General features: G+C 59.8%; 22 protein-coding genes and 1 pseudogene. 13 read left to right on the top strand and 10 right to left on the bottom strand.

All coding sequences use genetic code 11. The features are described 5' to 3' along the window. Nucleotides 1-37: 37 nt before the first annotated feature. The gene (locus EPZ47_RS20165; protein WP_238346666.1) at nt 38-457 is read right to left on the bottom strand and encodes a hypothetical protein; all 420 of its coding nucleotides are present in this window, start codon (nt 455-457) and stop codon (nt 38-40) included. Between the two features lie 248 nt (nt 458-705). On the opposite strand from EPZ47_RS20165, the gene EPZ47_RS20160 reads away from it, so the two are divergent. The 3 genes from EPZ47_RS20160 to EPZ47_RS20150 all read left to right on the top strand — a co-directional run bounded on the left by EPZ47_RS20160 (nt 706) and on the right by EPZ47_RS20150 (nt 3,425). Continuing rightward, on the top strand, nt 706-1,215 hold the full coding sequence (locus EPZ47_RS20160; RefSeq protein ID WP_135846408.1) for a GNAT family N-acetyltransferase: 510 nt from the start codon (nt 706-708) through the stop codon (nt 1,213-1,215). A 282-nt stretch (nt 1,216-1,497) separates the two neighbouring features. After that, a complete protein-coding gene (locus EPZ47_RS20155) occupies nt 1,498-2,595 on the top strand; it encodes a sterol desaturase family protein (RefSeq protein WP_135846407.1) in 1,098 nt (365 codons plus the stop codon). Further along, entirely contained in the window at nt 2,592-3,425 is an 834-nt protein-coding gene (locus tag EPZ47_RS20150) for a suppressor of fused domain protein (protein ID WP_135846406.1), read from the top strand. Before EPZ47_RS20155 ends, EPZ47_RS20150 begins: the two co-directional genes overlap by 4 nt. 101 nt (nt 3,426-3,526) lie before the next feature. Here EPZ47_RS20150 and EPZ47_RS30485 read toward each other — a convergent pair. Beyond that, nucleotides 3,527-3,754, bottom strand: a pseudogene (locus EPZ47_RS30485) (short-chain dehydrogenase); the annotation flags it as partial. A 115-nt stretch (nt 3,755-3,869) separates the two neighbouring features. Between EPZ47_RS30485 and EPZ47_RS20145 the strand changes: the two are divergent. The 5 genes from EPZ47_RS20145 to EPZ47_RS20125 all read left to right on the top strand — a co-directional run bounded on the left by EPZ47_RS20145 (nt 3,870) and on the right by EPZ47_RS20125 (nt 8,544). Continuing rightward, the gene (locus tag EPZ47_RS20145) at nt 3,870-6,059 is read left to right on the top strand and encodes a GAF domain-containing hybrid sensor histidine kinase/response regulator (protein ID WP_135846405.1); all 2,190 of its coding nucleotides are present in this window, start codon (nt 3,870-3,872) and stop codon (nt 6,057-6,059) included. Nucleotides 6,060-6,720: 661 nt separating this feature from the next. Further along, entirely contained in the window at nt 6,721-7,131 is a 411-nt protein-coding gene (locus tag EPZ47_RS20135) for a glycine zipper domain-containing protein (protein ID WP_025214787.1), read from the top strand. A gap of 119 nt (nt 7,132-7,250) precedes the next feature. Then, nucleotides 7,251-7,424, top strand: coding sequence for a hypothetical protein (locus EPZ47_RS30240; RefSeq protein ID WP_178084270.1), 174 nt, complete (start codon nt 7,251-7,253; stop codon nt 7,422-7,424). A gap of 68 nt (nt 7,425-7,492) precedes the next feature. Next, a complete protein-coding gene (locus EPZ47_RS20130) occupies nt 7,493-7,705 on the top strand; it encodes a hypothetical protein (RefSeq protein ID WP_135846403.1) in 213 nt (70 codons plus the stop codon). A gap of 143 nt (nt 7,706-7,848) precedes the next feature. Further along, a complete protein-coding gene (locus EPZ47_RS20125; RefSeq protein WP_135846402.1) occupies nt 7,849-8,544 on the top strand; it encodes an HAD-IA family hydrolase in 696 nt (231 codons plus the stop codon). Nucleotides 8,545-8,613: 69 nt separating this feature from the next. Here the strand turns inward: EPZ47_RS20125 and EPZ47_RS20120 are convergent, their stop codons facing one another. Further along, entirely contained in the window at nt 8,614-9,360 is a 747-nt protein-coding gene (locus EPZ47_RS20120) for a 3-oxoacyl-ACP reductase family protein (RefSeq protein WP_135846401.1), read from the bottom strand. Nucleotides 9,361-9,486: 126 nt separating this feature from the next. On the opposite strand from EPZ47_RS20120, the gene EPZ47_RS20115 reads away from it, so the two are divergent. Next, a complete protein-coding gene (locus EPZ47_RS20115) occupies nt 9,487-10,410 on the top strand; it encodes a LysR family transcriptional regulator (protein ID WP_135846400.1) in 924 nt (307 codons plus the stop codon). A 146-nt stretch (nt 10,411-10,556) separates the two neighbouring features. Here the strand turns inward: EPZ47_RS20115 and EPZ47_RS20110 are convergent, their stop codons facing one another. The 3 genes from EPZ47_RS20110 to EPZ47_RS20100 form a co-directional block, all read right to left on the bottom strand. After that, a complete protein-coding gene (locus EPZ47_RS20110) occupies nt 10,557-11,285 on the bottom strand; it encodes an aspartate/glutamate racemase family protein (RefSeq protein ID WP_060741345.1) in 729 nt (242 codons plus the stop codon). Nucleotides 11,286-11,351: 66 nt separating this feature from the next. Continuing rightward, nucleotides 11,352-12,881, bottom strand: coding sequence for an NCS1 family nucleobase:cation symporter-1 (locus EPZ47_RS20105; protein ID WP_135846399.1), 1,530 nt, complete (start codon nt 12,879-12,881; stop codon nt 11,352-11,354). A 450-nt stretch (nt 12,882-13,331) separates the two neighbouring features. Beyond that, nucleotides 13,332-14,075 carry a phosphoadenylyl-sulfate reductase gene (locus EPZ47_RS20100; protein WP_135846398.1) on the bottom strand — a complete coding sequence of 248 codons (744 nt, stop codon included), beginning with the start codon at nt 14,073-14,075 and terminating at the stop codon, nt 13,332-13,334. Nucleotides 14,076-14,248: 173 nt separating this feature from the next. Between EPZ47_RS20100 and thrH the strand changes: the two genes are divergently transcribed. Further along, nucleotides 14,249-14,866, top strand: coding sequence for a bifunctional phosphoserine phosphatase/homoserine phosphotransferase ThrH (thrH, locus tag EPZ47_RS20095; RefSeq protein ID WP_135846397.1), 618 nt, complete (start codon nt 14,249-14,251; stop codon nt 14,864-14,866). Between the two features lie 129 nt (nt 14,867-14,995). Here thrH and pabB read toward each other — a convergent pair whose 3' ends face one another. From pabB to rloA, 4 genes are all read right to left on the bottom strand, one after another. Further along, nucleotides 14,996-16,339, bottom strand: a complete 1,344-nt coding sequence (gene pabB, locus EPZ47_RS20085) for an aminodeoxychorismate synthase component I (protein ID WP_135846396.1) — start codon at nt 16,337-16,339, stop codon at nt 14,996-14,998. 167 nt (nt 16,340-16,506) lie between these two features. Then, nucleotides 16,507-17,493: an alpha-L-glutamate ligase-like protein gene (locus EPZ47_RS20080; protein WP_135846395.1), complete on the bottom strand. Its 987-nt coding sequence runs from the start codon at nt 17,491-17,493 to the stop codon at nt 16,507-16,509. Beyond that, nucleotides 17,493-19,025 carry an osmotic stress tolerance membrane protein RloB gene (rloB, locus tag EPZ47_RS20075; RefSeq protein WP_135846394.1) on the bottom strand — a complete coding sequence of 511 codons (1,533 nt, stop codon included), beginning with the start codon at nt 19,023-19,025 and terminating at the stop codon, nt 17,493-17,495. The genes EPZ47_RS20080 and rloB overlap by 1 nt, the downstream gene beginning before the upstream one ends. A 5-nt stretch (nt 19,026-19,030) precedes the next feature. Further along, complete coding sequence (rloA, locus tag EPZ47_RS20070) at nt 19,031-19,567, bottom strand: retropepsin-like aspartic peptidase RloA (RefSeq protein WP_025214775.1); 537 nt, start codon at nt 19,565-19,567, stop codon at nt 19,031-19,033. A 282-nt stretch (nt 19,568-19,849) separates the two neighbouring features. Here rloA and EPZ47_RS20065 point away from each other — a divergent pair, with 282 nt between their 5' ends. Genes EPZ47_RS20065 through prpC form a run of 3 tightly spaced genes read left to right on the top strand, consistent with a single transcriptional unit; the run spans nt 19,850 to nt 22,635 of the window. Then, the gene (locus EPZ47_RS20065; protein WP_135846393.1) at nt 19,850-20,563 is read left to right on the top strand and encodes a GntR family transcriptional regulator; all 714 of its coding nucleotides are present in this window, start codon (nt 19,850-19,852) and stop codon (nt 20,561-20,563) included. Then, on the top strand, nt 20,560-21,450 hold the full coding sequence (gene prpB, locus EPZ47_RS20060) for a methylisocitrate lyase (protein ID WP_135846392.1): 891 nt from the start codon (nt 20,560-20,562) through the stop codon (nt 21,448-21,450). Before EPZ47_RS20065 ends, prpB begins: the two co-directional genes overlap by 4 nt. Before the next feature lie 57 nt (nt 21,451-21,507). Beyond that, nucleotides 21,508-22,635, top strand: a complete 1,128-nt coding sequence (gene prpC, locus EPZ47_RS20055) for a bifunctional 2-methylcitrate synthase/citrate synthase (protein WP_135846391.1) — start codon at nt 21,508-21,510, stop codon at nt 22,633-22,635. The last annotated feature ends 106 nt before the right edge of the window (nt 22,636-22,741 follow it).

Raw genomic sequence — 22,741 nt, 5'->3', positions numbered from 1 at the left:
GCAACAGCGTGACAAACAGAGGCCGATCCCAATCGGCCTACGCGTATGCATCCACGCCCACACGCGCCAGTAGCCATTGCTGGTAGACCGCAGCGCTGTCAGTCGCCTGGTCGCCATTCTTGGCATTAATGGTTTTCCCCTCCAGGCGTCCGATGTCGATCAAGTGTTGAAGACTGTTCAGTACTTGGGAGGCGTCGCTGTTGCTGAGGGTTTCCACATTGGGCAGGTCGACAGCGTTGCTTTTCTCGTCGAATGTCGCCCAACTGGAACCAGCTTTAGAGCTGGCTGCCAGTTGTTCAAGAGTCCGTTGTGTATCGCGAAAGTTTTCGTCGAGCCGGGCCTCGATTTCCGGCGTTGCGTTTGCGACCTGAATTCTGCCGGCCGTCGCTGTGCCACTCTCCAAAGCCTTTCTGAGGTTATCCACGTACGGCAGCGAACGTAAGGTGCTTCCTATCATGTTGGTACTCCTTGGTGGGTAGCCGAGAAGCAGAGCAAAAGCCGGGCCATTGGCTTAGGCCTATCTTTAACGGGGCATTGACCCCGTCGCCGCAATGGCTGGGAGGCACGCGCTTGCCGAGATGGGCAAAGCGTTGCCGCAAGCGCCAGGGGGCATGAGCGGATCGGCCAGAAGCCGTGATCGGGTCAGATGTTTGAGCAAGTCCAGGTGCGCTAGAATGCCGGACGCATAGAACTCAAGGACCCGCGATGATATTGCGACACAGGCCAGTGAAGGCTGATGACATCAAAACCATCTGCAGCTTTCCGCTCAATGCTCAGGAACTGTTTTATATGTTCCCGAAAGCTCAATACCCTCTGACTGAGGCTCAACTCTCCAACGCCATCACTCAACGATTCGACTCGACGGTCGTGGAGACGGAAGGCCGCGTTATGGGCTTTGCCAACTTCTACCGGGCCGAAACGGGCGGAATTTGCTGTATCGGCAATGTCATCGTTGCCCAAGAGGCACGAGGTAAAGGTGTTGCGACCTTCCTCGTGGAAACGATGACGGCCCTGGCGTTTGATCGCTATAACGCCACGCAGGTGCAGATATCTTGCTTCAATGAAAATACGGCGGGTTTGCTGCTGTATCCAAAGCTGGGTTTCTTACCCTTTGCTATCGAGGAGCGAATTTCTGCGGACAATCGAAGGACAGCGCTCATTCATATGAGTCGCGCGCTGGATTCTCTGAGTACATGTACGCTATTGAAAACCTGACGTTCAGGTCATCAAAATGTTGTGGGAGCGATTGGGTAAGGGAGAAGCGCTGGACCACGTCGACTCTTCTTCCTACCGGGCGACTTATGGATTCACCGCGACATTCGGCAGCCGTAAGGTGCCCGTCGTGGGGATACGGCATATGTCCAGGTTTGTGCCGAGCATCGAGGCCATAAAACGGGCTTGGGAACGACAGAAAGCTACATCAGTGTCGTTGACGTTACAGCAAGCCTGAACGCGATTGATTTACAATGCCTGCCCTTCAACCGAGGCTGGCATTTCGTGGATGCTTTTTCCGTTGTCTATCAGCAACTGATCCAGTGGGTCATCGCCCCCATCACCGATCAGTTCTTCGGCATTTTCAACTTGAACGGCCGCCTCGGGATCCTGTTTCTCTGCGCCTCCTACGGTGTCGCCTATGGCCTGTTTCGCTTCAGAAAACATCGCGGCCTGACCGACGCCCGTTCGTTCTGGCAATTCATCGGCGGTAGCCGGGTGCATCTGCATCGTTCGGCCTTGCTGGATTATCGCTACTACTTCGTGCGGGCCGTTCTCAAGATTGCCCTCGTGCTGCCCATCGTCCATCTGGTGGATCCGTACATTCTGCGTTCCGCGGATTACCATGCTTTTTTCACCAACCTCTGGGGCGCTCGCCCGCGTCTGGGGGAGAACCTTTCGCTCGCTTTGCTCTATGGGTTGGGGGTGTTTCTGGTCAAGGATTTCGTCCACTACTGGGCGCATCGGGCCTTTCATTCGCGTTGGCTGTGGGCGTTTCACAAGGTTCATCACTCGGCACCGGTGCTGGTGCCGGCCACGGCGAGCCGGGTGCACTTTGTGGAGAAGATCGTCGAGAAGCTCGGCGTCACCGCGTGCCTGGGGCTCTTCGCGGGTAGCTTCTGGTATGCCTGCGGTGGTGAGGTCAGCCGCTATACGTTGTTCGGCGTGACGTATCTGGTGTTCATCTTCAATAGCCTGGCGGCCAATCTGCGTCATACCCATGTCTGGCTGTCATTTGGCCCGGTGCTGGAACATGTGCTGAACAGCCCGGCCCAGCACCAGATCCATCACAGCGACGCGCCCCGGCATTTCAATCGCAACTTCGGCACCAACCTGTCGCTGTGGGACTGGATGTTCGGCACGCTCTATGTCACTCGCGCGCAGCCCGAGGACTTGCGCTTTGGCACCGGGGAACAGGATCAGGCGCGCTACCTGACGGTCTATAGCCTGATCGTCACGCCTTTTGTCGAAACTGCGCGCAAGTTGCTGCCTGGGTTTTCATATCAAAGCTACCTCGCCACAATGCGCTCAACGCTTCTCCCTCGATCTGCAAGTGCTGACACTTGTGAGACGGAGTCAACATCCAGCAAGGAACGCCCATGAATTTCTTCAAGAAGCTTCTCGTTTCATTGAAAGGTCCCGCCGCCCAAGACGTCCAGCCCACACCGCAATCCCACGAACGCCCCGAGCCGGTCGCACCCAACAACCCGACCGAGGTTGAAGCGGCTAATCAAGCAGCTCGACAAGCCAGCGAAGCGTGCCTGGATCGTCATTGGAACTCGGTCGGAATGGTCGAGCGGGACGTCCTCTCATACCTGATCAGTCCGAGCTTTTCCGGTGGCCCGTACTGGCCTTCGACCCGTCAGGCCTACCGAGTGGTTCGTCGTGGCGCCACAATCATTCTCGCCACCGAAGGCCTGTCAGATCCATTCGATGATGCTGAGGGAATGGGCAATGGTTTCGAGATGGAGTTGTTCATGGAAACCGCCGATATCCCCGAGCACGCCTATGGCCCCGTGGGTGAGGTCGATCCTTTCAAGCGCAGTTGGGCATTCGAGTTGGTGGAGCATGTTGCCAAGACGGTGGCCGAGGCTGGAGGGATCACTCACCAACTCGAACAACACGGCGCACTCTCTCTCGAACTTCCCGGAGTCAGCCAGTCGCATCACATGGGTGATCAACTGCCCAAACACTTCGTGACCGATGACGACGCCGCCGGCGTCCTGCTGGGCGCCCCGGAGCCGGATTTTTCTACTCGTTTGGATGACATGCCCTTATCCCCGGTCAGATTGGTGCCGGTGGTGTTGATCACCGCGACGGAGCTGGAGTATGTCCGTTCTGGTGGGCGAGAGGCGCGGGATGATTTGGTGAGCCGTTTGAAGGTGGCGGGTGTCGGGCATATGAGCAGTCTGCAGCGGGCGAGTGTTGTGTGATACCAAGCGGCTATCGATCAGAAGCTGTTTGGGACGTTGGAAAGTCCTCTACCTACAGCTCGGTAATGCGCACTTAAGCAAACGATGAACCTGTGGCAGGCTTATAAAGTGGAACCTGCCGGCGCCGCATCCAATCGTCGTGCAATCACATCCATCACGTCGCCCCCGTCACGCAGTGGGATACAGCAAAGCTGCGCCAGATCTTGAAGGGGCGCGGGGTCGATGGTCTGTTCATCGCGCATCGCCAGGTTCTCCAGAAACTGGGTAGCGGAACGGATTCGGTAGGTTGCTGCATCGAGCAGGATGCGTAGCGGGGCGGTGGTGTCGACCTACCTTCCACAATCCAATCGCGCATTCCCACTCCACGCGGGATAATACGGCCCGGCTTGAGGTCACAATCGCTTCCCCCCTGATTGTATTGGCGGCTGAGAAGGATCAATCGCAATGACACATTGGCTGCAGAGCACCGCAGAGGTGGCCGAACGGATACGCCGCCATGATTGGGACGCCACCGCGCTCGGGCCGCCGAATCAGTGGCCCGATGTCTTGAAGACCACCGTGGCCCTGAGCCTTGCCTCGCATTTCCCCCAGGCCATTGTGTGGGGGCCGGACATGATCACCTTGTACAACGATGCGTTCCTGCCGATCCTCGGCAACAAGCCCGAGGCGCTGGGGCGGCGGTTTGACGAGGTGTGGCAGGAGGTCTGGAGCGATATTGCGCCGATCTTGCAGGGCGCCTTTAACGGACAGGCGACTTACATAGAAAACTTCCCCCTGGTCATCGAGCGCGGCGGTGGCCCCGAGCAGGCTTATTTCACTTTCTGCTACAGCCCCATTCGTGATCAGTTTGGCAAGGTCGTGGGCATGCTGGATACGGTCACCGAGACCACCTCGACGGTGTTCATGACCCAACGCCTGGCGGTCTTGGATGCGATTGGCAATGCCGTAGCCAATGCCACCGACCCGCAGGCCATCATGGCGACGACCACGCGGATTCTGGCGGCGCACTTGAACCTGTCCAACTGCGCCTATGCAGACATGGATGAGGACGAGGACGGTTTCACCATTCGTGGCGATTGGGCCAGGGCCGGTTCGCCGCATATCGTCGGGCATTATCGGTTGGCGGATTTCGGTCGGCTGGCGGTCGCCAACCTGCGGGCCGGCAAGCCACTGGTGGTCAACGACAATCTCAAGGAGCTGGCGCCGGAAGAAGCGGCGACGTTCCAGGCGATCGGTATCGCGGCCACCATTTGCGTGCCGCTGATCAAGAACGGGCGTTTGACCGCATTGATGGCCATCCACGATAAAACCCCCCGAGTCTGGTCATCCAACGACCTGGCGCTGTTGATGGAGGTCACGGAGCGATCCTGGGCCCACATCGAACGCACCCGTGCGGACGCCGCCGTGCGTGAAGGCCTGGCTGCCTTGGCTGAGTTGAATGCGACGCTGGAGGAGCGGGTCGAGGAGCGCACCACCCGCCTCAAACAGACCGAGGCGGCGCTGCGCCAGTCGCAAAAGCTCGAAGCCATCGGCCAGCTCACTGGTGGCGTCGCCCATGACTTCAATAACCTGCTGACGATCATCCGTTCCTCTGTCGACTTTTTGCGCCTGCCCAACCTCTCCCCAGAGCGCCGTCAACGCTACATGACGGCGGTTTCCGAAACGGTGGACCGCGCCGCCAAGTTGACCAGCCAATTGCTCGCGTTTGCCCGGCGCCAGCCCCTGAAACCGGAAGTCATCGACGTGGGCCAACAAGTGCAGAGCCTGGGGGACATGCTGCAAACCGTCACGGGCGCGCGGATCCAGGTGATTGTCGAGTTGTGCGACCGGCCTTGTTACATCCGGGCCGATTTGAGCCAGTTTGAAACAGCGCTGATCAACATGGCCCTGAATGCCCGGGATGCGATGAATGGCCAGGGCTCGCTGTGGCTGCGGCTCAGTTGCGGCGACGGCATGCCGTCGATCCGCGGTCATGCCGGAGCCGGGCAATCTTTTGCCGCCATCGCCCTGGCGGACACCGGCACGGGTATTGGCCCAGACGTACTCGAGCATATCTTCGAGCCTTTTTTCACGACCAAGGAAGTGGGCAAGGGCACGGGGCTGGGGTTGTCTCAGGTGTTCGGTTTTGCCAAGCAGTCCGGCGGTAACGTCGATGTTTCGACTGTGGTTGGAGAGGGAACGGTGTTTACTTTGTACCTTCCGGAAGTGGCGCCCGAAAAGAACCATGAGCCCCTCAAGGAGGAAATCACGCCTCTGGTGCTGGAGAAGGGCAGGCGTCGGGTATTGATCGTGGAGGACAACCTGGAGGTGGGGCGTTTTGCCAACCAGATCCTCCAGGACCTGGGCTACGAAACGGCCTGGGCGACCAACGCCGAGGAGGCGTTGGAAATGGTTGGCCCGGATGCGATGGCATTCGACGCGGTGTTCTCTGACGTGGTCATGCCGGGGATCAGTGGTGTCGCCTTGGCGAAAGAATTGCGCCAGCGCCGCAAGGACCTGCCGGTGGTCCTGACATCCGGTTACAGCGAGGAGCTGGCTCACAGCGGTCATGGTGGTTTTGAGTTCTTGTCCAAACCCTATTCGGCCGACCAGGTTTCCCGGGTTTTAAGCCGGACGATGTTGGGCACTGACTGAGTGTTTCGCTTTTGAAACAACATGGATCCATTCGTCGGTAAGGTCCCTTCTGAACGGTAAGTCTGTAGATGACCGGCTAGTCTGAAATCGAAGGTCAATATTTTTCAGGCAATGGGTTTGTTGCCGGTATGGGCCTCGACGAGAGGGGAAAGGCGATGGGAGCACCGTACAGCGAGGAGACCGCAGCCGCGTATCCGATCAATGAAGGGTTGCAGTGTGGCCAATCGGCCTACCATGCAGACTTTGGCGACGAGCCGATCAAGTCCATCCGGACGAAGGTGGCCAAAGTGCAGCGAGGGGAAAAGGCCAAGTTTTTGCCCAGAGTCCCGACCAGGAAATAACCGCAAGCGCAGCCCCGTCACCGAACGGGGCTTTTTTTTCAGGCGGATTTCGCCAGGAAAATAGAAAGTCTCGTAAATATTTTTCATCTTTTTTCAACCGCCAGTTTCTTTCACGTTTCTTTCACAAGCGTGCACGTAGTCTTAGCTCATCCGTTAGAAAGCAGTACCTGCCCGTTTCCCCAGCGGGCTTTTTTTTGCCTGTCATAAAACTACCTCTCCGTTTGTTGTCCAACGGGTATGGCTGATCGCTATCTAGCGTAAACTGACGCTCGCGAGCACCGGCCATCTTTCCCCGATGCGGCATTCTTGAGGTTTTTATCATGCGTTTGACTTTGTCCACCTTGGTACTTGGGCTGTTGGTTGCCCAGGGTGCGATGGCTGCCGGTGATGGTACCGCTGCAGTCGGCGGGGGTTTGGGCGGTGTGTTGGGTAATGTGGTCGGCCAGCAGATGGGCGGCAGCACAGGCGCTGCGATTGGTGCGGGTGTTGGTGGTGCAGCCGGCAGTGCGGTAGGCGCGCGCAAGGGCAGCCGTACGGAAGCGGCCATTGGCGGTGGCTTGGGATCAGCCGGTGGTTCGATTGTTGGTAACCGCCTGGGCGGCTCCACCGGTTCCACCATCGGTGCCGGCATTGGCGGTGCGGCTGGCGGCGCGTTGGGCAGCAACCTGTCCAATGACAACGACGGTCACTCGGGCGGCAAGAAGCACAAGCATAAGAGAAAGCACCGCTAAGCAGATGTTTGATAAAGAGACCCGGCCTTGTGCCGGGTTTTTTCTTGAGCATCTATCTGGAACGATTGGCCTCTCCCCGCCTCGAATTCATACATCCATCAGCAATCGCGAGGTGTGCCATGACGCCGGAAACTGAAGGCAAGGAAGAAAAAGGCCCCACGGGCGTTCCCTTCGTCAATGATCCAGGCCCCAATGACCCCGGCAATGAAGATCCTGGTTCGTTGATGGATGACGCCCAGGTTCCGTTGATCGAGGATGAAGACGCTGAGCTTGAGGACGAATCCTACGATTGAACTCGCTCAAGCCGACCGTCGCATTCTCGCAACTGCACGACAGGTGATTTCACCTGCCAGGAGGTTATATGTCTGCCGATTCGCCTGTCCCCAGCGACGATGAAACCCCGGAATACCCGCTGCCGTCGCCAACCAACCCCCTGAGCCGTGACCAGCGTCCACCTGACGATGATGAGGCCGGTGTAGAGCAGGTGCCGAGCGAGGATGAGGATGAGAATATCGAAGTGAGTCCGGATGACCCGGACATTGCCGGTGACGATGCTTCTGGCGAGCCGAGCTGAGAGCCTGTTGCGTCTCATCCAGATTTCCCATTGCCTGTCCCAAGCTCTGCTCGTTATCCTGCTGAATCCTTTAAGGCGAACACGCACCCCTGGCCGCACCTGAGCCATCCCTGGAATGTTGTGTTGATAACGGATCAGATGCGATGAATGCACCGCAAAAAGAGTTTGGCCCGATCAAGGCTGTGATTTTCGACATGGATGGGCTGTTGCTGGACACCGAGGGCATTTATACCGAGGTCACGTCCATCATCGCCGAGCGCTACGGGCGCACGTTCGACTGGAGCGTCAAGCAGAACATCATCGGGCGCGGTGCCGGGGATCTGGCCAATTATGTCGTCCAGGCCCTGGAATTGCCGATCACCCCGGAGGAGTTCCTGGTCATCCGCGAACCCTTGATGCGCGAGCGTTTTCCCCATGCCTTGGGGATGCCCGGCGCTGAGGACCTGGTGCGGCATTTGAAGGCCCACAACATCCCGATTGCGGTGGGTACCAGTTCGTCGAGCCAGTCGTTCGCGCTCAAAACCACCTTGCACAGGGACTGGTTCGCGCTGTTCGATTTCATCGTGACAGCAGACGACCCCGAAGTCGGCGCGGCGAAACCGGCGCCGGATATCTTTCTCACCGCCGCCCGTCGCCTGGGCGTCGCACCGCGTGACTGCCTGGTGTTCGAGGATTCACCGTTCGGCGTGACGGCGGCCAAGGCTGCCGGCATGACCGCCATCGCCATCCCGGATTCGGCCATGGCTGACGAAAAATATGCCCATGCTGATGGGATCATTCGCTCCTTGAAGTTGTTCCAGCCAAGCCTGTGCGGTTTGCCGGAACTGGAATGGGCCTGACGACACAACGCGACACAGCAGAACGCCGGTCATGGTTGAAGCCATGACCGGCGTTTTTTCATGCCAGGATCAGGCGCCGAAACCACCGTCGATGGTCAGGCTGGCACCGGTGATATAGCCGGCTTCCGGACCTGCCAGGTAAGCGACGAAGCTGGCGATTTCATCGACGTTACCGTAGCGCCCGATGGCCATCAGCGACATCAGGCTGGAGGCGAACTCGCTGTCGGCCGGGTTCATGTCGGTGTCTACCGGGCCGGGTTGTACATTGTTGACGGTAATACCACGTGGGCCGAGGTCGCGGGCCAGGCCTTTGGTCAGGCCCACCAGTGCGGATTTGCTCATGGCGTATGGCGCGCCACCCGCGAAGGGCATGCGGTCGGCGTTGGTGCTGCCGATGTTGATGACCCGACCCCCTTCGCCCATGTGTCGTGCGGCGGCCTGGGTGGCGATGAACACGCTGCGCACGTTGATGGCCAGGGTCTGGTCGAAATCTTCGAGTTTGAATTCGTCCAACGGAGCCATGGCCAGCACGCCGGCGTTGTTGACCAGGATGTCCAGCCGGCCAAAGGCCTCGACCGTGGCATCGACGGCGTGGCGGATGGCGTCGGCATCGGCGCTGTCAGCCTTGATCGCCAGGGCCTTGCCGCCGGTTGCGGTGATGCTGTTTTGCAGTTCTTCAGACTTGGCGGCAGAGCTGACGTAGGTGAATGCCACGGCGGCGCCTTCGGCGGCCAGGCGTTTGACGATCGCGGCGCCAATGCCACGGGAACCGCCTTGGATCAAGGCGACTTTACCGCTCAAGGATTGAGTATTCATGAGGTGCTCCAAACGTGCCGAGGCGAGATGCCGCGGTTGATGGGAGCGAGTATCAGGAATCGGGTATCGGCTGTGTAGACGCCTATTGATACAGTCTGTGTAAACCAAAAGTTTAGAGTGGGCCCTATGGAAACCTTCAGCAGTATCGAATGCTTTGTGCGCAGCGCTGAAGTTGGCAGCTTTGCCGAAGCGGCGCGGCGCTTGAGTGTGACGCCTGCTGCGGTGGGTAAAAGCGTGGCCAAGCTCGAAGCGCGGCTGGGTGTACGCCTGTTCCAGCGGAGCACCCGTAGCTTGACGCTGACCGAAGCTGGCCAGTTGTTCTTGAGGGAAGTGGGCACCAGTTTCAATACCATCCAGAACGCCGTCGCCAATCTGGCCAGCGCCGGTGGGCAGCCTGCGGGCACCTTGAAAGTGAGCATGGGCACGGCGTTCGGTCGATTGTATGTCGTGCCGTTGCTGGGGTTTTTTTTGCAGCGCTACCCGGCGATCAATCCGGACTGGCATTTCGACAATCGCCAGGTCGACCTGATCGGCCAAGGCTTCGATGCGGCCATCGGTGGCGGTTTCGAGCTGCCCCAAGGCGTGGTGGCGCGCAAATTGACGGTGGCCCATCGGGTGCTGGTTGCATCACCGGACTATGTGCAAAGCCACGCTGCAGTGGTTGAGCCGGAAGATCTGTCACAGCATCAAGGCATTCTGATTCGTTCGCCACAAACCGGGCGCGTGCGTTCCTGGCAACTGACCAGTCGCAGTCGGGAACACCGTCCGCTGACGCTCAAGACACGCATGACCATGAGCGATTCGGAAGCCGACTGCGCGGCCGCCACCCAAGGGTTGGGCATCGGGCTGGTGAGCATGCCGATAGCCGTTCCCTTTCTGGAATCCGGGGCCCTGCAGCGGGTGTTGCCGGACTGGTATGTCGACGATGGCAACATCTCCATCTATTACGCCGAGCACAAACTATTGCCGGGCAAGACCCGGGCGTTTGTGGACTTCATCATCGAGCAGTTTGCCGCGCAGGGGTTGGGGGCGCGGTTTAGCGCGGTATGAGCTGGGCTCCAGACCGAGGCGCGGCCTTCGCGAGCAAGCCCGCTCCCACAATGGATCTGTGTCGTACACAAATCTCATGATCAGCACAATTCAATGTGGGAGCGGGCTTGCTCGCGAAGGGGGCGATGCGGTCTAAAGCCGTGAACTCACCGCCCAAACCGCCCCGGCCAGCCAATGATGGTCTTGGGCCGAGGTGTCGCATAGGTGCGCACTTTCGAAGTCGACAACCCCAGCCGCACCAGGGATTCGGCGATGGTCACCGCCGCGGTCACGCCATCGACCACTGGCACGCCGGTGCGCTGGCGGATTTGCTCATCGAGCCCGGCCATGCCGCCGCAGCCCAGGCAGATCACCTCGGCCTTATCCTGGCTGACGGCCAGTTCGGCCTGCCGGACGATGGCTTCAACCGCCCGTTGTGGGTCTTGTTCGAGCTCCAGCACCGCCAGGCCGCTGGCCCGCACCGAGGCGCAGCGGTCGAACAGGCCGGAGAGCTTGAGGCGGTCTTCGATCAGCGGCACGGTGCGGTCCAGGGTGGTAACCACCGAATAGGCATGACCGAGGAACATCGCGGTGCTGGCGCCAGCGTCGGTGATGTCCACCACCGGCACGTTCAGCAGTTCCTGCAAGCCCTCACGACCATGTTCGCCGTAACCGGCCTGGATCACCGCGTCGAATGGCTGGTCGTAGGACATCACTCGGTCCATCACCGCAATGGCGGCCAGATAGCTTTCAAAATTGCCTTCGATGGAGTCGGCACCGAAATGCGGCGTGAGTCCGACGATCTCGGTGCCGGGCGCGGCCACGGCCTGGGCCTGCCGGGCGATGGCTTGGGTGATGGATTCGGTGGTGTTGACGTTGACCACGAGAATTCGCATGAGCTGTCCTCCTTTACATAGAAAATAAGCGGCCCGAACCTGGCGGGCCGTTGCGAGCCAATTCAATTAATGACTGACGTTATCCACCGCAATGGATTCGCCGCTGACATCTTCGTAATACGCTTGGCGCTTGGCGATGATCAGGTACAGCAACCCTGCAATCGAAGCGCCAATCAGCCAGGAGAACGGTGAAACGCTGTCGAAACCGGGCACCAGCGCCAGGATAATCGCGATCAGGGCCGCCGGGATAAACGCCACCACCGCGCGGAGGTTGACCCCATTGCTGTAGAAATACGCACCGTTCGGGTCCTCGCTGTACAGTTGCGGCACGTTGATGCGGCCTTTTCGCACCAGCCAGTAGTCGACCATGATCACGCCGTACAGTGGCCCGAGCAGGGCGCCGAGGCCGGACAGGAAATACACGATCACCAGCGGGCTGTTGTAGAGATTCCACGGCAGGATCAGCACGGCAATGGCGGCGCTGATCAACCCGGCGCGGCGGAAGGTCAGGTACTTGGGCGCCAGGTTGCTGAGCACGAAGGCCGGGGCGACGAAGTTGGCCATGATGTTCACGGCCACGGTGACGATCAGGAATGCCAGGCAACCGAGCACCAGGAAGAAGGTGTTGGGGATCGAGGCGATGACCTGCGTCGGGCTTTCGATGATTTGCCCGTTGATCTGGAACTGCGCACCGCAGAGCAGGATGGTAATTCCGGCAAACACCAGGATGTTCACCGGCAGGCCCCAGAAATTGCCGACGACGATGGTCCGGCGGCACGGCGAGGAGCGGGCGAAGTCGCAGAAATTGAGAATCAAGGTGCCGTAGATCGACAGCCACAGCGCGCCGCCGGCAAAGATGTTGCGCCACATTTCGCCACCGCTCAGGGGCTCGCGGATCGACCAGGCAATGGTGGCGTTGGCTTGGGTGTACATCCAACCGGCCAGGGCCGCGACGGTCACCAGGATCACCGGCCCGGCAAACCCTTCGTAACGGCGTACCATTTCCATACCGTAGGCCAGGATCACCAGTTGCACGAACCAGATCGCCACGAAACACACCCAGCCCAGGCTCGACAAGCCGAGGATCGAATCGTGGTCGTAGTCGGCGAAACCGGGGTGGATCGCGGTGAGTAATACCCGCAAGACCACGGACGCCAGGTACGTCTGAATACCGAACCAGGCAATGGCGATGACGGCCCTGATCAAGGCAGGAATTTGCGCCCCGTGTATACCGAAACTGATCCGGCTGATCACCGGAAACGGCACCCCGGTTTTTTGTCCCATATAGCCGGACAGGTTCATGAAGCCATACACCAACGTCGCCCCGATCCCCAGGGACAGCAGGATCTGCCAGCCACCCAGGCCCAGCGCATACAGGCCGATGGCGAAGGAATAGTTGGCAATGTTGTGTACGTCGTTGGTCCATAGGGCAAAGATGCTGTAGCGGCCCCAGCGGCGACCTTCGACTTTGGTCGGCGCCAGGTCCTTGTTATGCAGCCGCGGGCTCAAGGCCAGGGGGGCCGGGGTTTTATCATCAAGGGCAGTGGTGGAGGAGGGCAGATCCAGCGCGATGTTATTGGAGAGACTTGTACGCATTCCGGCAGGCTCCTGATTCTCGGCCGCGATGACTGTGCATGAGCGCGAGGCTCGACAAATCTTCGTCGCGGCGGGTGAGCATCATTGGTTACGGGGCATCTGCAGCCTGTACGGGATAGGGCGCTTCAGGCTTGCGGATCTAAAGTGTGTGTATGTTTTATATAAGTTGTATACAAAACATGTGTCGACTCAAGCCAGATCTATGCCACTTACGGATCTATTCGAAGAAGCGCAAATTTCGTTTCGTTATGATCTTTGGGTAACTAACTGAAATACCGTGATTTAAAACTGACCATTTAAACAGGTATTTATTTTTGGGCGAACGCCAGTGGAGTTGGAAGGGCAGGCGAGACGGGAAGGTGTGTGTAACCTTTGGGGGCAGTAACGGAATAATTGCACACAAAAATGCCACTTGTAGTGACATTTTTGTGCACAGGGTGCGGCGGACGCTTAGACGGTCTTGGATTTGGCGATGATGTTCCCGGCGTGCAGCCCGCATTCTTTCTGCGTGGCTTCTTCCCACCACCAACGGCCTTCGCGTTCGTGCTGGTTCGGCAGTACCGGGCGGGTGCAGGGCTCGCAGCCGATGCTGATAAAGCCGCGCTCGTGCAGGCTGTTGTAGGGCAGCTCCAGCATGCGGATGTAGCCCCAGACTTCTTCGCTGGTCATTTGCGACAGCGGGTTGAATTTATACAGGGTGCGCTCCGGGGTGGAAAACGCCGTGTCGATTTCCAGCACGGCCACCTGGCTGCGGGTGCCGGGGCTCTGGTCGCGACGTTGGCCGGTGGCCCAGGCGCGGACATCGCCCAGTTTGCGCCGCAGCGGCTCGATCTTGCGGATACCGCAGCACTCGCCGTGACCATCCTTGTAGAAGCTGAACAGGCCTTTTTCCTTCACGAAGGGTTCAAGTTTCGTGTAGTCCGGCGACACCAGTTCGATCTCGATCTTGTAGTGCTCACGCACCTGATCAATGAAACGATAGGTTTCCGGGTGCAGACGGCCGGTGTCGAGGCTGAACACCTTGACGTTCTTGTTCAGCTTCCAGGCCATGTCCACCAGCACCACGTCTTCGGCGCCGCTGAAAGATATCCACAGGTCATCGCCGAATTCGGCGAAGGCCAGTTTGAGGATGTCCTGCGGGGACTTGTTGGCATAGGTCGTGGCGAGTTCCACGACATCAAACGATGGGCTCATCAGGGCGGTTTCCTACAGGTCGGTGGCGCTGGGCGCTCTATATGGGGCTGATGGTAACAAAAGCTGTCGAAGCTGGCGCGCTCCTGTGCGTTGCGTAGCCTTCGGTGAATGGCTAGAGTCGGCAGGCCTTTTGTTCGCTCAACCGATAAACATCAAAAATATGGGAGTGTCTTGTGGAAATTGCCTGTCTCGACCTGGAAGGTGTGCTGGTCCCGGAGATCTGGATCGCCTTCGCTGAAAAAACCGGTATTGAGTCCCTCAGGGCGACCACTCGGGACATTCCCGACTACGACGTGTTGATGAAGCAACGGTTGCGCATCCTCGACGAGCACGGCCTCAAACTCTCCGACATCCAGGAAGTCATTGCCACGCTCAAGCCGCTGGACGGCGCCATCGAGTTCGTCGACTGGCTGCGTGAGCGCTTCCAAGTGGTGATTCTTTCCGACACCTTCTACGAGTTTTCCCAACCCTTGATGCGTCAGTTGGGTTTCCCGACCTTGCTCTGCCATCGTCTGATTACCGATGACAGCGGGCGGGTGACCGGCTACCAACTGCGTCAAAAAGATCCCAAGCGGCAGTCGGTCTTGGCCTTCAAGAGCCTGTACTACCGGGTGATTGCGGCGGGGGATTCCTACAATGACACCACGATGCTGGGCGAAGCCGATGCCGGGATTCTGTTCCATGCGCCGGAGAATGTGATCCGCGAGTTCCCGCAATTCCCGGCGGTGCACAGTTTTGCCGAGTTGAAGCAGGAATTCCTCAAGGCTTCGAACCGCAACCTCAGCCTGTAAATACAATCCCCCTGTGGGAGCGGGCTTGCTCGCGAAATCGGTGTGTCAGACAGCATTGATGTCAACTGATACACCGCTTTCGCGAGCAAGCCTGCTCCCACAAGGGGTCATGTGTTGTTTGTGATGTGGTTACAGGTTCTGCAAAGTATCGAGCAACACCCGAACCTTGGTAATCGACTCCTGATACTCCGCCTGCCAATCCGAATCGGCGACAATCCCGCCGCCGCCCCAGCAACACACCTGGCCATCCTTGACCAGCAGGCTGCGGATGGCGATGGAGCTGTCCATTTCCCCGCGCACGTCCAGATATAGCAACGAGCCGCAATACAACCCGCGGCGGGTCGGTTCGAGCTCGTCGATGATCTGCATGGCGCGGATTTTCGGGGCGCCGGTGATCGAACCGCCGGGGAAGCTGCCGGCGATCAGGTCCAGGGCATCCTTCTCATCGGCCAGCTCGCCGGTCACGCTGCTGACCAGGTGATGCACGTTCGGGTAGCTTTCCAGGCTGAACAACTCCGGCACCCGCACTGAGCCGATGCGGCAGGTGCGCCCCAGGTCATTGCGCAGCAGGTCGACGATCATCAGGTTTTCCGCCCGGTCCTTGGGGCTGGCCAGCAGCTCGGCGGCGTGGGCCGCGTCTTCGCCAGGCGTCGTGCCACGGGGGCGGGTGCCCTTGATCGGCCGGGTTTCGACATGGCCTTCGCAGACCTTGACGAAGCGTTCGGGCGACAGACTCAGCACCGCGCCGCCCTCCGGCAGACTCTGGAAACCGGAAAACGGTGTCGGGCAAGCTGCGCGCAGCGCCTGGTAGGCGACCCAGGCGTCGCCTTCGCAGGGCGCGCGAAAACGCTGGGCAAAGTTGACCTGGTAGCAGTCTCCGGCCTGGATATACGCCTGGATACGTTCGAACGCCTGTCGATAGGCCTCGGCGCTGAGGTCGGGTGCCATAGGCCCTTGGAGGCTGAAGACGCCAACGGGGGCTGCAGTCGGCTGGCTGAACAGCGCGATCAGGCGCTGGCGTTCGCCCTCGCCACAATGGGGATGGAACACCAGTTGGCTGGTGCCGGCCTGATGATCGGTGACCAGCGCCCAGTCGTATACGCCGAAACGCGCCTCGGGCAGTTGCAGGTCGTCTTTGGCGTGGGACGGCAGCGCTTCAAGGTGTCGGCCGAAGTCGTAGCTCAAGTAGCCGATCAGGCCGCCAGCGAAGGGCAATTGCACTGTGGGCGGTAGTACGGCGTGCCCCAGCTGTGTCAGCTGAATGCGCAAGCGTTGCAGGAAATCGGCCCCGCTCTCGTCCGACGACACTGCCAGTTGCTCCAGCGGCCACGCGCTGAGCAGATCATAACGCCCGCGCTCGGCACTTGGCCGGCCGCTGTCGAGCATGACACTGCCGGGAGCGTGACGGATCGCCGCGAAATACTCGGCGGGGTTGGCGCGGTAGGGCAGCGGGTGTACGGAGCAGGTTGGCATGGGCAGGGCGGATCAGCCGTTCAGGCGGGGTGGCGATTGTAATCCCTCTGTAGGATTTGCTCCTAGAGGGATGTCGGAGATGAGTAAGTATGGGGCCATCAAAAATATTGGAGTGTGAACACCTTGTGGCGCGGGGATAAATCCCCTCGCCACAAGGTGTTCAGCCTTCAGCCTTCAACCGGCGGAATATGCCCAAACAACGTCTGGGCGAACGCCACGCGTTCTTCCACGGTTTCAACGACGCCCCGGGCCTTGAGTTCTTCCAGGTGGGCTTCCACGGCATGGGTGCGTAGGGTCAGGCCGCAATCGTTAGCGATCTGGATGTTCAGCCCCGGCCGAGCGTTCAGCTCCAGGATCAACGGGCCTTTCTCCTGATCCAGCACCATGTCGACGCCGATGTAGCCCAGCCCGCACAGCTCGTAGCAACCGGCGGCCAGTTTCATGAAACCGTCCCAATAGGGCAACTGCACGCCATCCACCGCGTTGGTGGTGTCGGGGTGTTTGGTGATGATGTTGTTCAGCCAGGTGCCGCGCAGGGTCAGGCCGGTGGCGAGGTCGACGCCCACGCCGATGGCGCCTTGGTGCAGGTTGGCCTTGCCGCCGGACTGGCGGGTCGGCAAGCGCAGCATGGCCATCACCGGATAACCCATCAGCACGATGATGCGAATGTCCGGCACGCCTTCATAGCTGATGCTCTTGAAGATCTGGTCCGGCGTCACGCGGTACTCGATCAGCGCCCGGTCGCGGTGCCCACCCAGGGAATACAGGCCGGTGAGGATGCTGGAGATATGGTGCTCGATCTCCTCATGGCTGATGATCTTGCCGGACACCGTGCGATAGCGGCCCTCGAAGCGGTCGGCAATCACAATGATGCCGTCGCCGCCAGCGCCCTGGGCCGGCTTGATCACGAAATCGGTACGCCCGCCGATGATCGCGTCGAGTTTGTCGATTTCCTTCTCGGTGGAGATCACCCCGTACAGTTCCGGCACGTGAATGCCGGCGGCGATGGCCCGTTCCTTGGTGATGATCTTGTCATCGACGATGGGGTACAGGCTGCGCTTGTTGTACTTGAGCACGTAGTCGGCATTGCGCCGGTTGATGCCCATGATGCCCCGGGCTTCCAGGGCCTTCCAGGTCTTCCAGAGGCCGAACATTACGAGTCAGCCTTGAGGAAGGCCTTGAACCGTACCAGCTCGGTCAGGCGGTAGCCGCGATAGCGACCCATGGCCAGCATGAAACCGACCAGGATCAGCAGGACCGCCGGGAATGTGAACACGAAGTACACCAGCTCTGGCACGCTCATGATCAGGTGCGCCAGGGACGCGGCGAACAAGGTGCCGATGGCGACTTTCATCGCATGGCCGGCGCCGCGTTCTTCCCAGGTGATGGACAGGCGTTCGATGGTCATGGTCAGGATCACCATCGGGAACAGCGCCACCGACAGACCGCGCTCCAGGCCCAGCTTGTGGCTGAACAGGCTGATGGCGGCGATCAGCACCACCACGAACGTCAGCACCACCGAGAGCCTTGGCAGCATCTGCAACTTGAGATGTTCCAGGTACGAACGCAGCGACAGGCCCAGGGTGGTAATCACCGTGAACAGGATGATCCCAAAGCCCAGTTGAGTTTCGCGGAAGGCCAGGGCGATCAGTACCGGGGTAAAGGTGCCCAGGGTCTGCAGGCCGATCAGGTTGCGCAGCACCAGAATCACCAGCACGCCGATCGGGATCATCACCATGATCATGAACGTCTGTTGGGTTTGCAGCGGCAGGCCGTAGAGCGAGTATTCGAGGAAATTGGCGTCAGTGTTCTCGTCGGTCAGCTTGGCCAGGCGAATGGCGTTCATTTCGCTGTTGTTCATGCTGAAGGTGACGGTGGCTTTCTTGCCGCCATCGACGGTGATCAGGTTTTCATCGCCGGTCCACCACAACAAGCGGTCGGTGGGCAGACCCTGTTCGCCGGTGTCCGGGTTGAAATACAGCCAGTCGGTGCCGTTGAAACTGCGCAGCCACAGTTCAGGTGTCTGCGGTTGGTCGGCCACCAGGCGGATGGTGTGGACCTTTTCCGCCGGTACGTGGGCGATGGACAGCACCAGTTCGACGATTTTTGCTTTGTGCGCCGAGGACGGATCGCCGGCCAACAGCAGCTTGACGTTGTCGTCGTTGAGGTTGTTGACGCGTTTGATGGCTTCGCTGATGAAGGTTTCGACGTCGGCCGAATGCTGGCGGATCGGCGCGAGCAAGGCTTCGGCGGCGAGCTTCTCCGGGCCTTCGACGGCGATGCTGTCGCGGAAGGTCGGGCCCTTGACCTTGGTTTTTTCAGCGCTGTAGCGCTTGGTCAGCACCAGGCGGTAATACAGTGTCTGGTTGCCCTTGGCCCGGCGCGCCGACCACGTCACCTTGCGGTTACCGTCGACCCGGTTCACCGCCACACCGTAGTTGTTGGAAATGAAGCTCTCGTTGAGGCTGACGTAGTCGCGGCTCAGGGGCGGCACGAACATCTGGATCTTCACCGGATCCTTGGCATTGGGCACGAACTCGACCTTGGCGTCGATGTTCCACAAGTCGTCGGTGGCGTCTTCGGTCACCGGAATGCCGAGCACGAAAATCTGATAGGCCGTCACCGACAGGCCCAGCACCACCAGGATGGCGATCAGCATTTTCAGATGGAGGGTAAGGGAGCGCATTGGAATTACTCTGCGGTTTGAGCGGCATTGGCGCAGGCGGGTTTGCCGGCAGCGTATTTAAGACTGGGGTCGACCAGTGCGTCGAAGCGCTTGAGTGCTTCGGAACCGATCAGCAACGGGTATTGGAAGGCGCTACGGTCGGTCAGGTTCACTTCGATGCTGCGCAGGGCCGAGCCCATGCAGATGTCCAGTTCGATGACCGGCCGGGCCGTGTATTTCTTGCCTTCTTCCGGGTCGTAGTCACCGGCGCGGCGTTTGATCTTGCTGACCCGGGCCAGCGGACGTTCGATGGGGTGTGAGTGGGCCGCGTCGATGGCCAGGTAAAAGCGTACCCAGGATTCGCCGTTGCGTTTGAAGCGCTTGATGTCGCGGGCGCTGAGCGAAGCGGTCTTGGCGCCGGTGTCGAGCTTGGCGGCGACCTCCAGGTCGATGCCCTGCAGGGCTGCGTATTCATTGAGGCCGTACACGGTTTTTTCACCCGCCACGGCAAGCCCCGGCAGGCACATGAAATAAAGAACAGCAGATAAGGGCTTGAGTGTCATAGATCCTGGTGCGCAGCGTTCCGTTTATCGGTTCAGGCCCTGGCATTACTGCACAAGCTCCTTCGGTAGCCTTCTCTATATAGAAGAGAGCGACAAATAGCGGCGGCATTCTAGCACGGTGGTTTTCTGACGCCACCGCTGGCCGGAGGCTACGACGCATTCAAATGACCAGTTATGGCGGGCGAGCTTATTAGACGATTGTCGACAATATCGATTTTTGTTTTGACGTTATCGCCACTATTGGTTAGTTTTTGCCATATTGATTTTCAAGGTGTCGACAATATGCTCGATCAGGTCGAATCCCCGGTGATGGCGCAGGACGACTCGGAAACCCTTTCCGAGAACGTCTTCCGGCGTATCCAGGCCGCCATCGTCAAGGGTGAAATCGCCCCCGGCAGCAAGATCTCCGAGCCCGAGTTGGCGCGCACCTACGGCATCAGTCGCGGGCCGCTGCGCGAGGCGATCCATCGCCTGGAAGGCCAGCGCCTGCTGGTGCGCGTGCCCCATGTCGGCGCCCGGGTGGTATCCCTGAGCCACGCCGAGTTGCTGGAGCTCTACGAAATCCGTGAGTCCCTCGAAGGCATGGCCTGCCGTTTGGCGGCTGAACGCATGACCCTGGAGGAAATCGACGAACTGCGTCGCGTCCTGGAAACCCACGAGCGCGATGCGGCGTTCCAGGCCGGCGTCGGCTATTACCAGCAGGAAGGCGATTTCGACTTTCACTACCGGATCATCCAGGGCAGCGGCAACCGCACCCTGACGCAAATGCTGTGCGGCGAGCTGTATCAACTGGTGCGCATGTACCGCATCCAGTTTTCCACCACGCCCAACCGTCCGCGCCAGGCCTTTGCCGAGCACCACCGGATTCTAGACGCCATCGCCGACCGTGACGGCGAGCTGGCTGAATTATTGATGCGCCGGCACATCGGCGCCTCCAAACGCAACATTGCGCGTCATTTCCAGGACAGCGCCGCCACTGAACGAGGTGAGTCATGAGTTCCAGCAACAGCACGCCAGGCCAGCGTTTCCGCGATGCGGTCGCCAACGAGCATCCGCTGCAAGTGGTGGGCACGATCAACGCCAACCACGCGCTGCTGGCCAAGCGCGCCGGTTTCAAGGCGATCTACCTGTCGGGCGGTGGCGTGGCGGCCGGTTCCCTGGGCGTGCCGGACCTGGGCATCACCGGCCTGGATGACGTGCTGACCGATGTGCGCCGTATCACCGACGTCTGTGACCTGCCGCTGCTGGTGGATGTGGACACCGGTTTCGGTTCCTCGGCGTTCAACGTGGCTCGCACGGTCAAGTCGATGATCAAGTTCGGCGCGGCGGCCATTCATATCGAAGACCAGGTCGGCGCCAAGCGCTGCGGCCATCGTCCGAACAAAGAGATCGTCTCCCAGCAGGAGATGGTTGACCGCATCAAAGCGGCCGTCGATGCCCGCACCGACGACAGTTTTGTGATCATGGCCCGCACCGACGCCCTGGCCGTGGAGGGCTTGGAGTCGGCCCTGGACCGCGCCGCCGCCTGCATCGAGGCCGGTGCCGACATGATTTTCCCGGAAGCCATCACCGAGCTTGAAATGTACAAGCTGTTCGCCAGCCGCGTGAAAGCGCCGATCCTGGCCAACATCACCGAATTCGGCGCAACGCCGCTGTACACCACCGAACAGTTGGCCGGCGCCGATGTGTCCCTGGTGCTGTACCCGCTGTCGGCCTTCCGCGCCATGAACAAGGCCGCCGAGAACGTCTACACCGCCATCCGCCGCGACGGCACGCAACAGAACGTTATCGACACCATGCAGACGCGCATGGAGCTTTACGATCGCATCGACTACCACACCTTCGAGCAGAAGCTCGATGCGTTGTTCGCGTCGAAGAAGTAAGGCGCGACTCCCTACAACTTGCCGATTCCCTACAAATTCAAAAAATGGAGGCAGCAAATGGCCGAAGCAAAAGTACTCAGTGGCGCCGGGCTCCGTGGCCAGGTGGCCGGGCAAACCGCGTTGTCCACCGTGGGCCAGTCGGGCGCGGGCCTGACCTATCGTGGCTACGACGTTCGTGACCTGGCGGCGGACGCGCAGTTTGAAGAAGTCGCCTACCTGCTGCTGTACGGCGAGCTGCCGACCCAGGCCCAGTTGGATGCCTATACGCGCAAACTGAGCCAACTGCGGGACTTGCCCCAAGCCTTGAAAGAAGTGCTGGAGCGCATTCCCGCCGACGCCCATCCGATGGATGTGATGCGCACGGGCTGCTCGTTTTTGGGCAACCTGGAGCCCGAGAAAGACTTTTCCGAACAGCACGACAAGACCGACCGCCTGCTGGCCGCGTTCCCGGCGATCATGTGCTACTGGTATCGCTTCAGCCACGAAGGCCAGCGCATCGAATGCGTGACCGACGAAACCTCCATCGGCGGCCATTTCCTGCATCTGCTGCATGGCAAGAAGCCGAGCGAGTTGCACGTCAAGGTGATGAACGTCTCGCTGATTCTCTATGCCGAGCACGAATTCAACGCCTCGACTTTCACCGCGCGGGTCTGTGCCTCGACCTTGTCGGACCTGTTTTCCTGCATCACCGCCGCCATCGGCTCGCTGCGCGGCCCGTTGCATGGCGGCGCCAACGAAGCGGCAATGGAAATGATCGAGCGTTTCAGCTCGCCGCAGGAAGCCATCGAAGGCACCCTCGGCATGCTCGCGCGCAAAGACAAGATCATGGGCTTCGGCCATGCGATCTATAAGGACAACGACCCGCGCAACGAGGTGATCAAGGGCTGGTCGAAGAAACTCGCCGACGAAGTGGGCGACACGGTGCTGTTCCCGGTCTCCGAGGCCATCGACAAGACCATGTGGGAGCAGAAAAAACTGTTCCCCAACGCCGATTTCTACCACGCCTCGGCGTACCACTTCATGGGCATCCCGACCAAGTTGTTCACGCCGATCTTCGTTTGCTCGCGCCTGACCGGCTGGGCCGCCCACGTGTACGAACAACGCGCCAACAACCGCATCATCCGACCGAGCGCCGAATACACCGGCGTCGAACAGCGCAAGTTCGTGCCAATCGAACAACGCTGAGCTGGAGGGCGCTGACGCTGCAACTGAAGGAATCTAAAACCCCTTGTGGGAGCGGGCTTGCTCGCGAATGCGAACTGACATCCAACATTGATGCCGACTGATACAC

Origin of the sequence: Pseudomonas viciae (genome assembly GCF_004786035.1) — a bacterium.
Classification (GTDB): domain Bacteria; phylum Pseudomonadota; class Gammaproteobacteria; order Pseudomonadales; family Pseudomonadaceae; genus Aquipseudomonas; species Aquipseudomonas viciae.
The sequence above is the reverse complement of the archived record's forward strand: the minus strand, read 5'-3'. Positions and strand labels throughout refer to the sequence as shown.

Excerpts from the sequence above, each read along its gene's own strand:
- EPZ47_RS20100 (WP_135846398.1), bottom strand. The coding sequence starts at position 14,075 with ATGAGCCCATCGTTTGATGTCGTGGAACTCGCCACGACCTATGCCAAC.
- EPZ47_RS20110 (WP_060741345.1), bottom strand. The coding sequence starts at position 11,285 with ATGCGAATTCTCGTGGTCAACGTCAACACCACCGAATCCATCACCCAA.
- EPZ47_RS20165 (WP_238346666.1), bottom strand. The coding sequence starts at position 457 with ATGATAGGAAGCACCTTACGTTCGCTGCCGTACGTGGATAACCTCAGA.
- prpB (WP_135846392.1), top strand. The coding sequence starts at position 20,560 with ATGAGTTCCAGCAACAGCACGCCAGGCCAGCGTTTCCGCGATGCGGTC.
- EPZ47_RS20120 (WP_135846401.1), bottom strand. The coding sequence starts at position 9,360 with ATGAATACTCAATCCTTGAGCGGTAAAGTCGCCTTGATCCAAGGCGGT.
- EPZ47_RS20145 (WP_135846405.1), top strand. The coding sequence starts at position 3,870 with ATGACACATTGGCTGCAGAGCACCGCAGAGGTGGCCGAACGGATACGC.
- EPZ47_RS20080 (WP_135846395.1), bottom strand. The coding sequence starts at position 17,493 with ATGTTCGGCCTCTGGAAGACCTGGAAGGCCCTGGAAGCCCGGGGCATC.
- rloB (WP_135846394.1), bottom strand. The coding sequence starts at position 19,025 with ATGCGCTCCCTTACCCTCCATCTGAAAATGCTGATCGCCATCCTGGTG.
- EPZ47_RS20150 (WP_135846406.1), top strand. The coding sequence starts at position 2,592 with ATGAATTTCTTCAAGAAGCTTCTCGTTTCATTGAAAGGTCCCGCCGCC.
- EPZ47_RS20065 (WP_135846393.1), top strand. The coding sequence starts at position 19,850 with ATGCTCGATCAGGTCGAATCCCCGGTGATGGCGCAGGACGACTCGGAA.
- EPZ47_RS20115 (WP_135846400.1), top strand. The coding sequence starts at position 9,487 with ATGGAAACCTTCAGCAGTATCGAATGCTTTGTGCGCAGCGCTGAAGTT.
- rloA (WP_025214775.1), bottom strand. The coding sequence starts at position 19,567 with ATGACACTCAAGCCCTTATCTGCTGTTCTTTATTTCATGTGCCTGCCG.
- EPZ47_RS20125 (WP_135846402.1), top strand. The coding sequence starts at position 7,849 with ATGAATGCACCGCAAAAAGAGTTTGGCCCGATCAAGGCTGTGATTTTC.
- EPZ47_RS30240 (WP_178084270.1), top strand. The coding sequence starts at position 7,251 with ATGACGCCGGAAACTGAAGGCAAGGAAGAAAAAGGCCCCACGGGCGTT.
- EPZ47_RS20130 (WP_135846403.1), top strand. The coding sequence starts at position 7,493 with ATGTCTGCCGATTCGCCTGTCCCCAGCGACGATGAAACCCCGGAATAC.
- EPZ47_RS20105 (WP_135846399.1), bottom strand. The coding sequence starts at position 12,881 with ATGCGTACAAGTCTCTCCAATAACATCGCGCTGGATCTGCCCTCCTCC.
- prpC (WP_135846391.1), top strand. The coding sequence starts at position 21,508 with ATGGCCGAAGCAAAAGTACTCAGTGGCGCCGGGCTCCGTGGCCAGGTG.
- EPZ47_RS20160 (WP_135846408.1), top strand. The coding sequence starts at position 706 with ATGATATTGCGACACAGGCCAGTGAAGGCTGATGACATCAAAACCATC.
- EPZ47_RS20135 (WP_025214787.1), top strand. The coding sequence starts at position 6,721 with ATGCGTTTGACTTTGTCCACCTTGGTACTTGGGCTGTTGGTTGCCCAG.
- pabB (WP_135846396.1), bottom strand. The coding sequence starts at position 16,339 with ATGCCAACCTGCTCCGTACACCCGCTGCCCTACCGCGCCAACCCCGCC.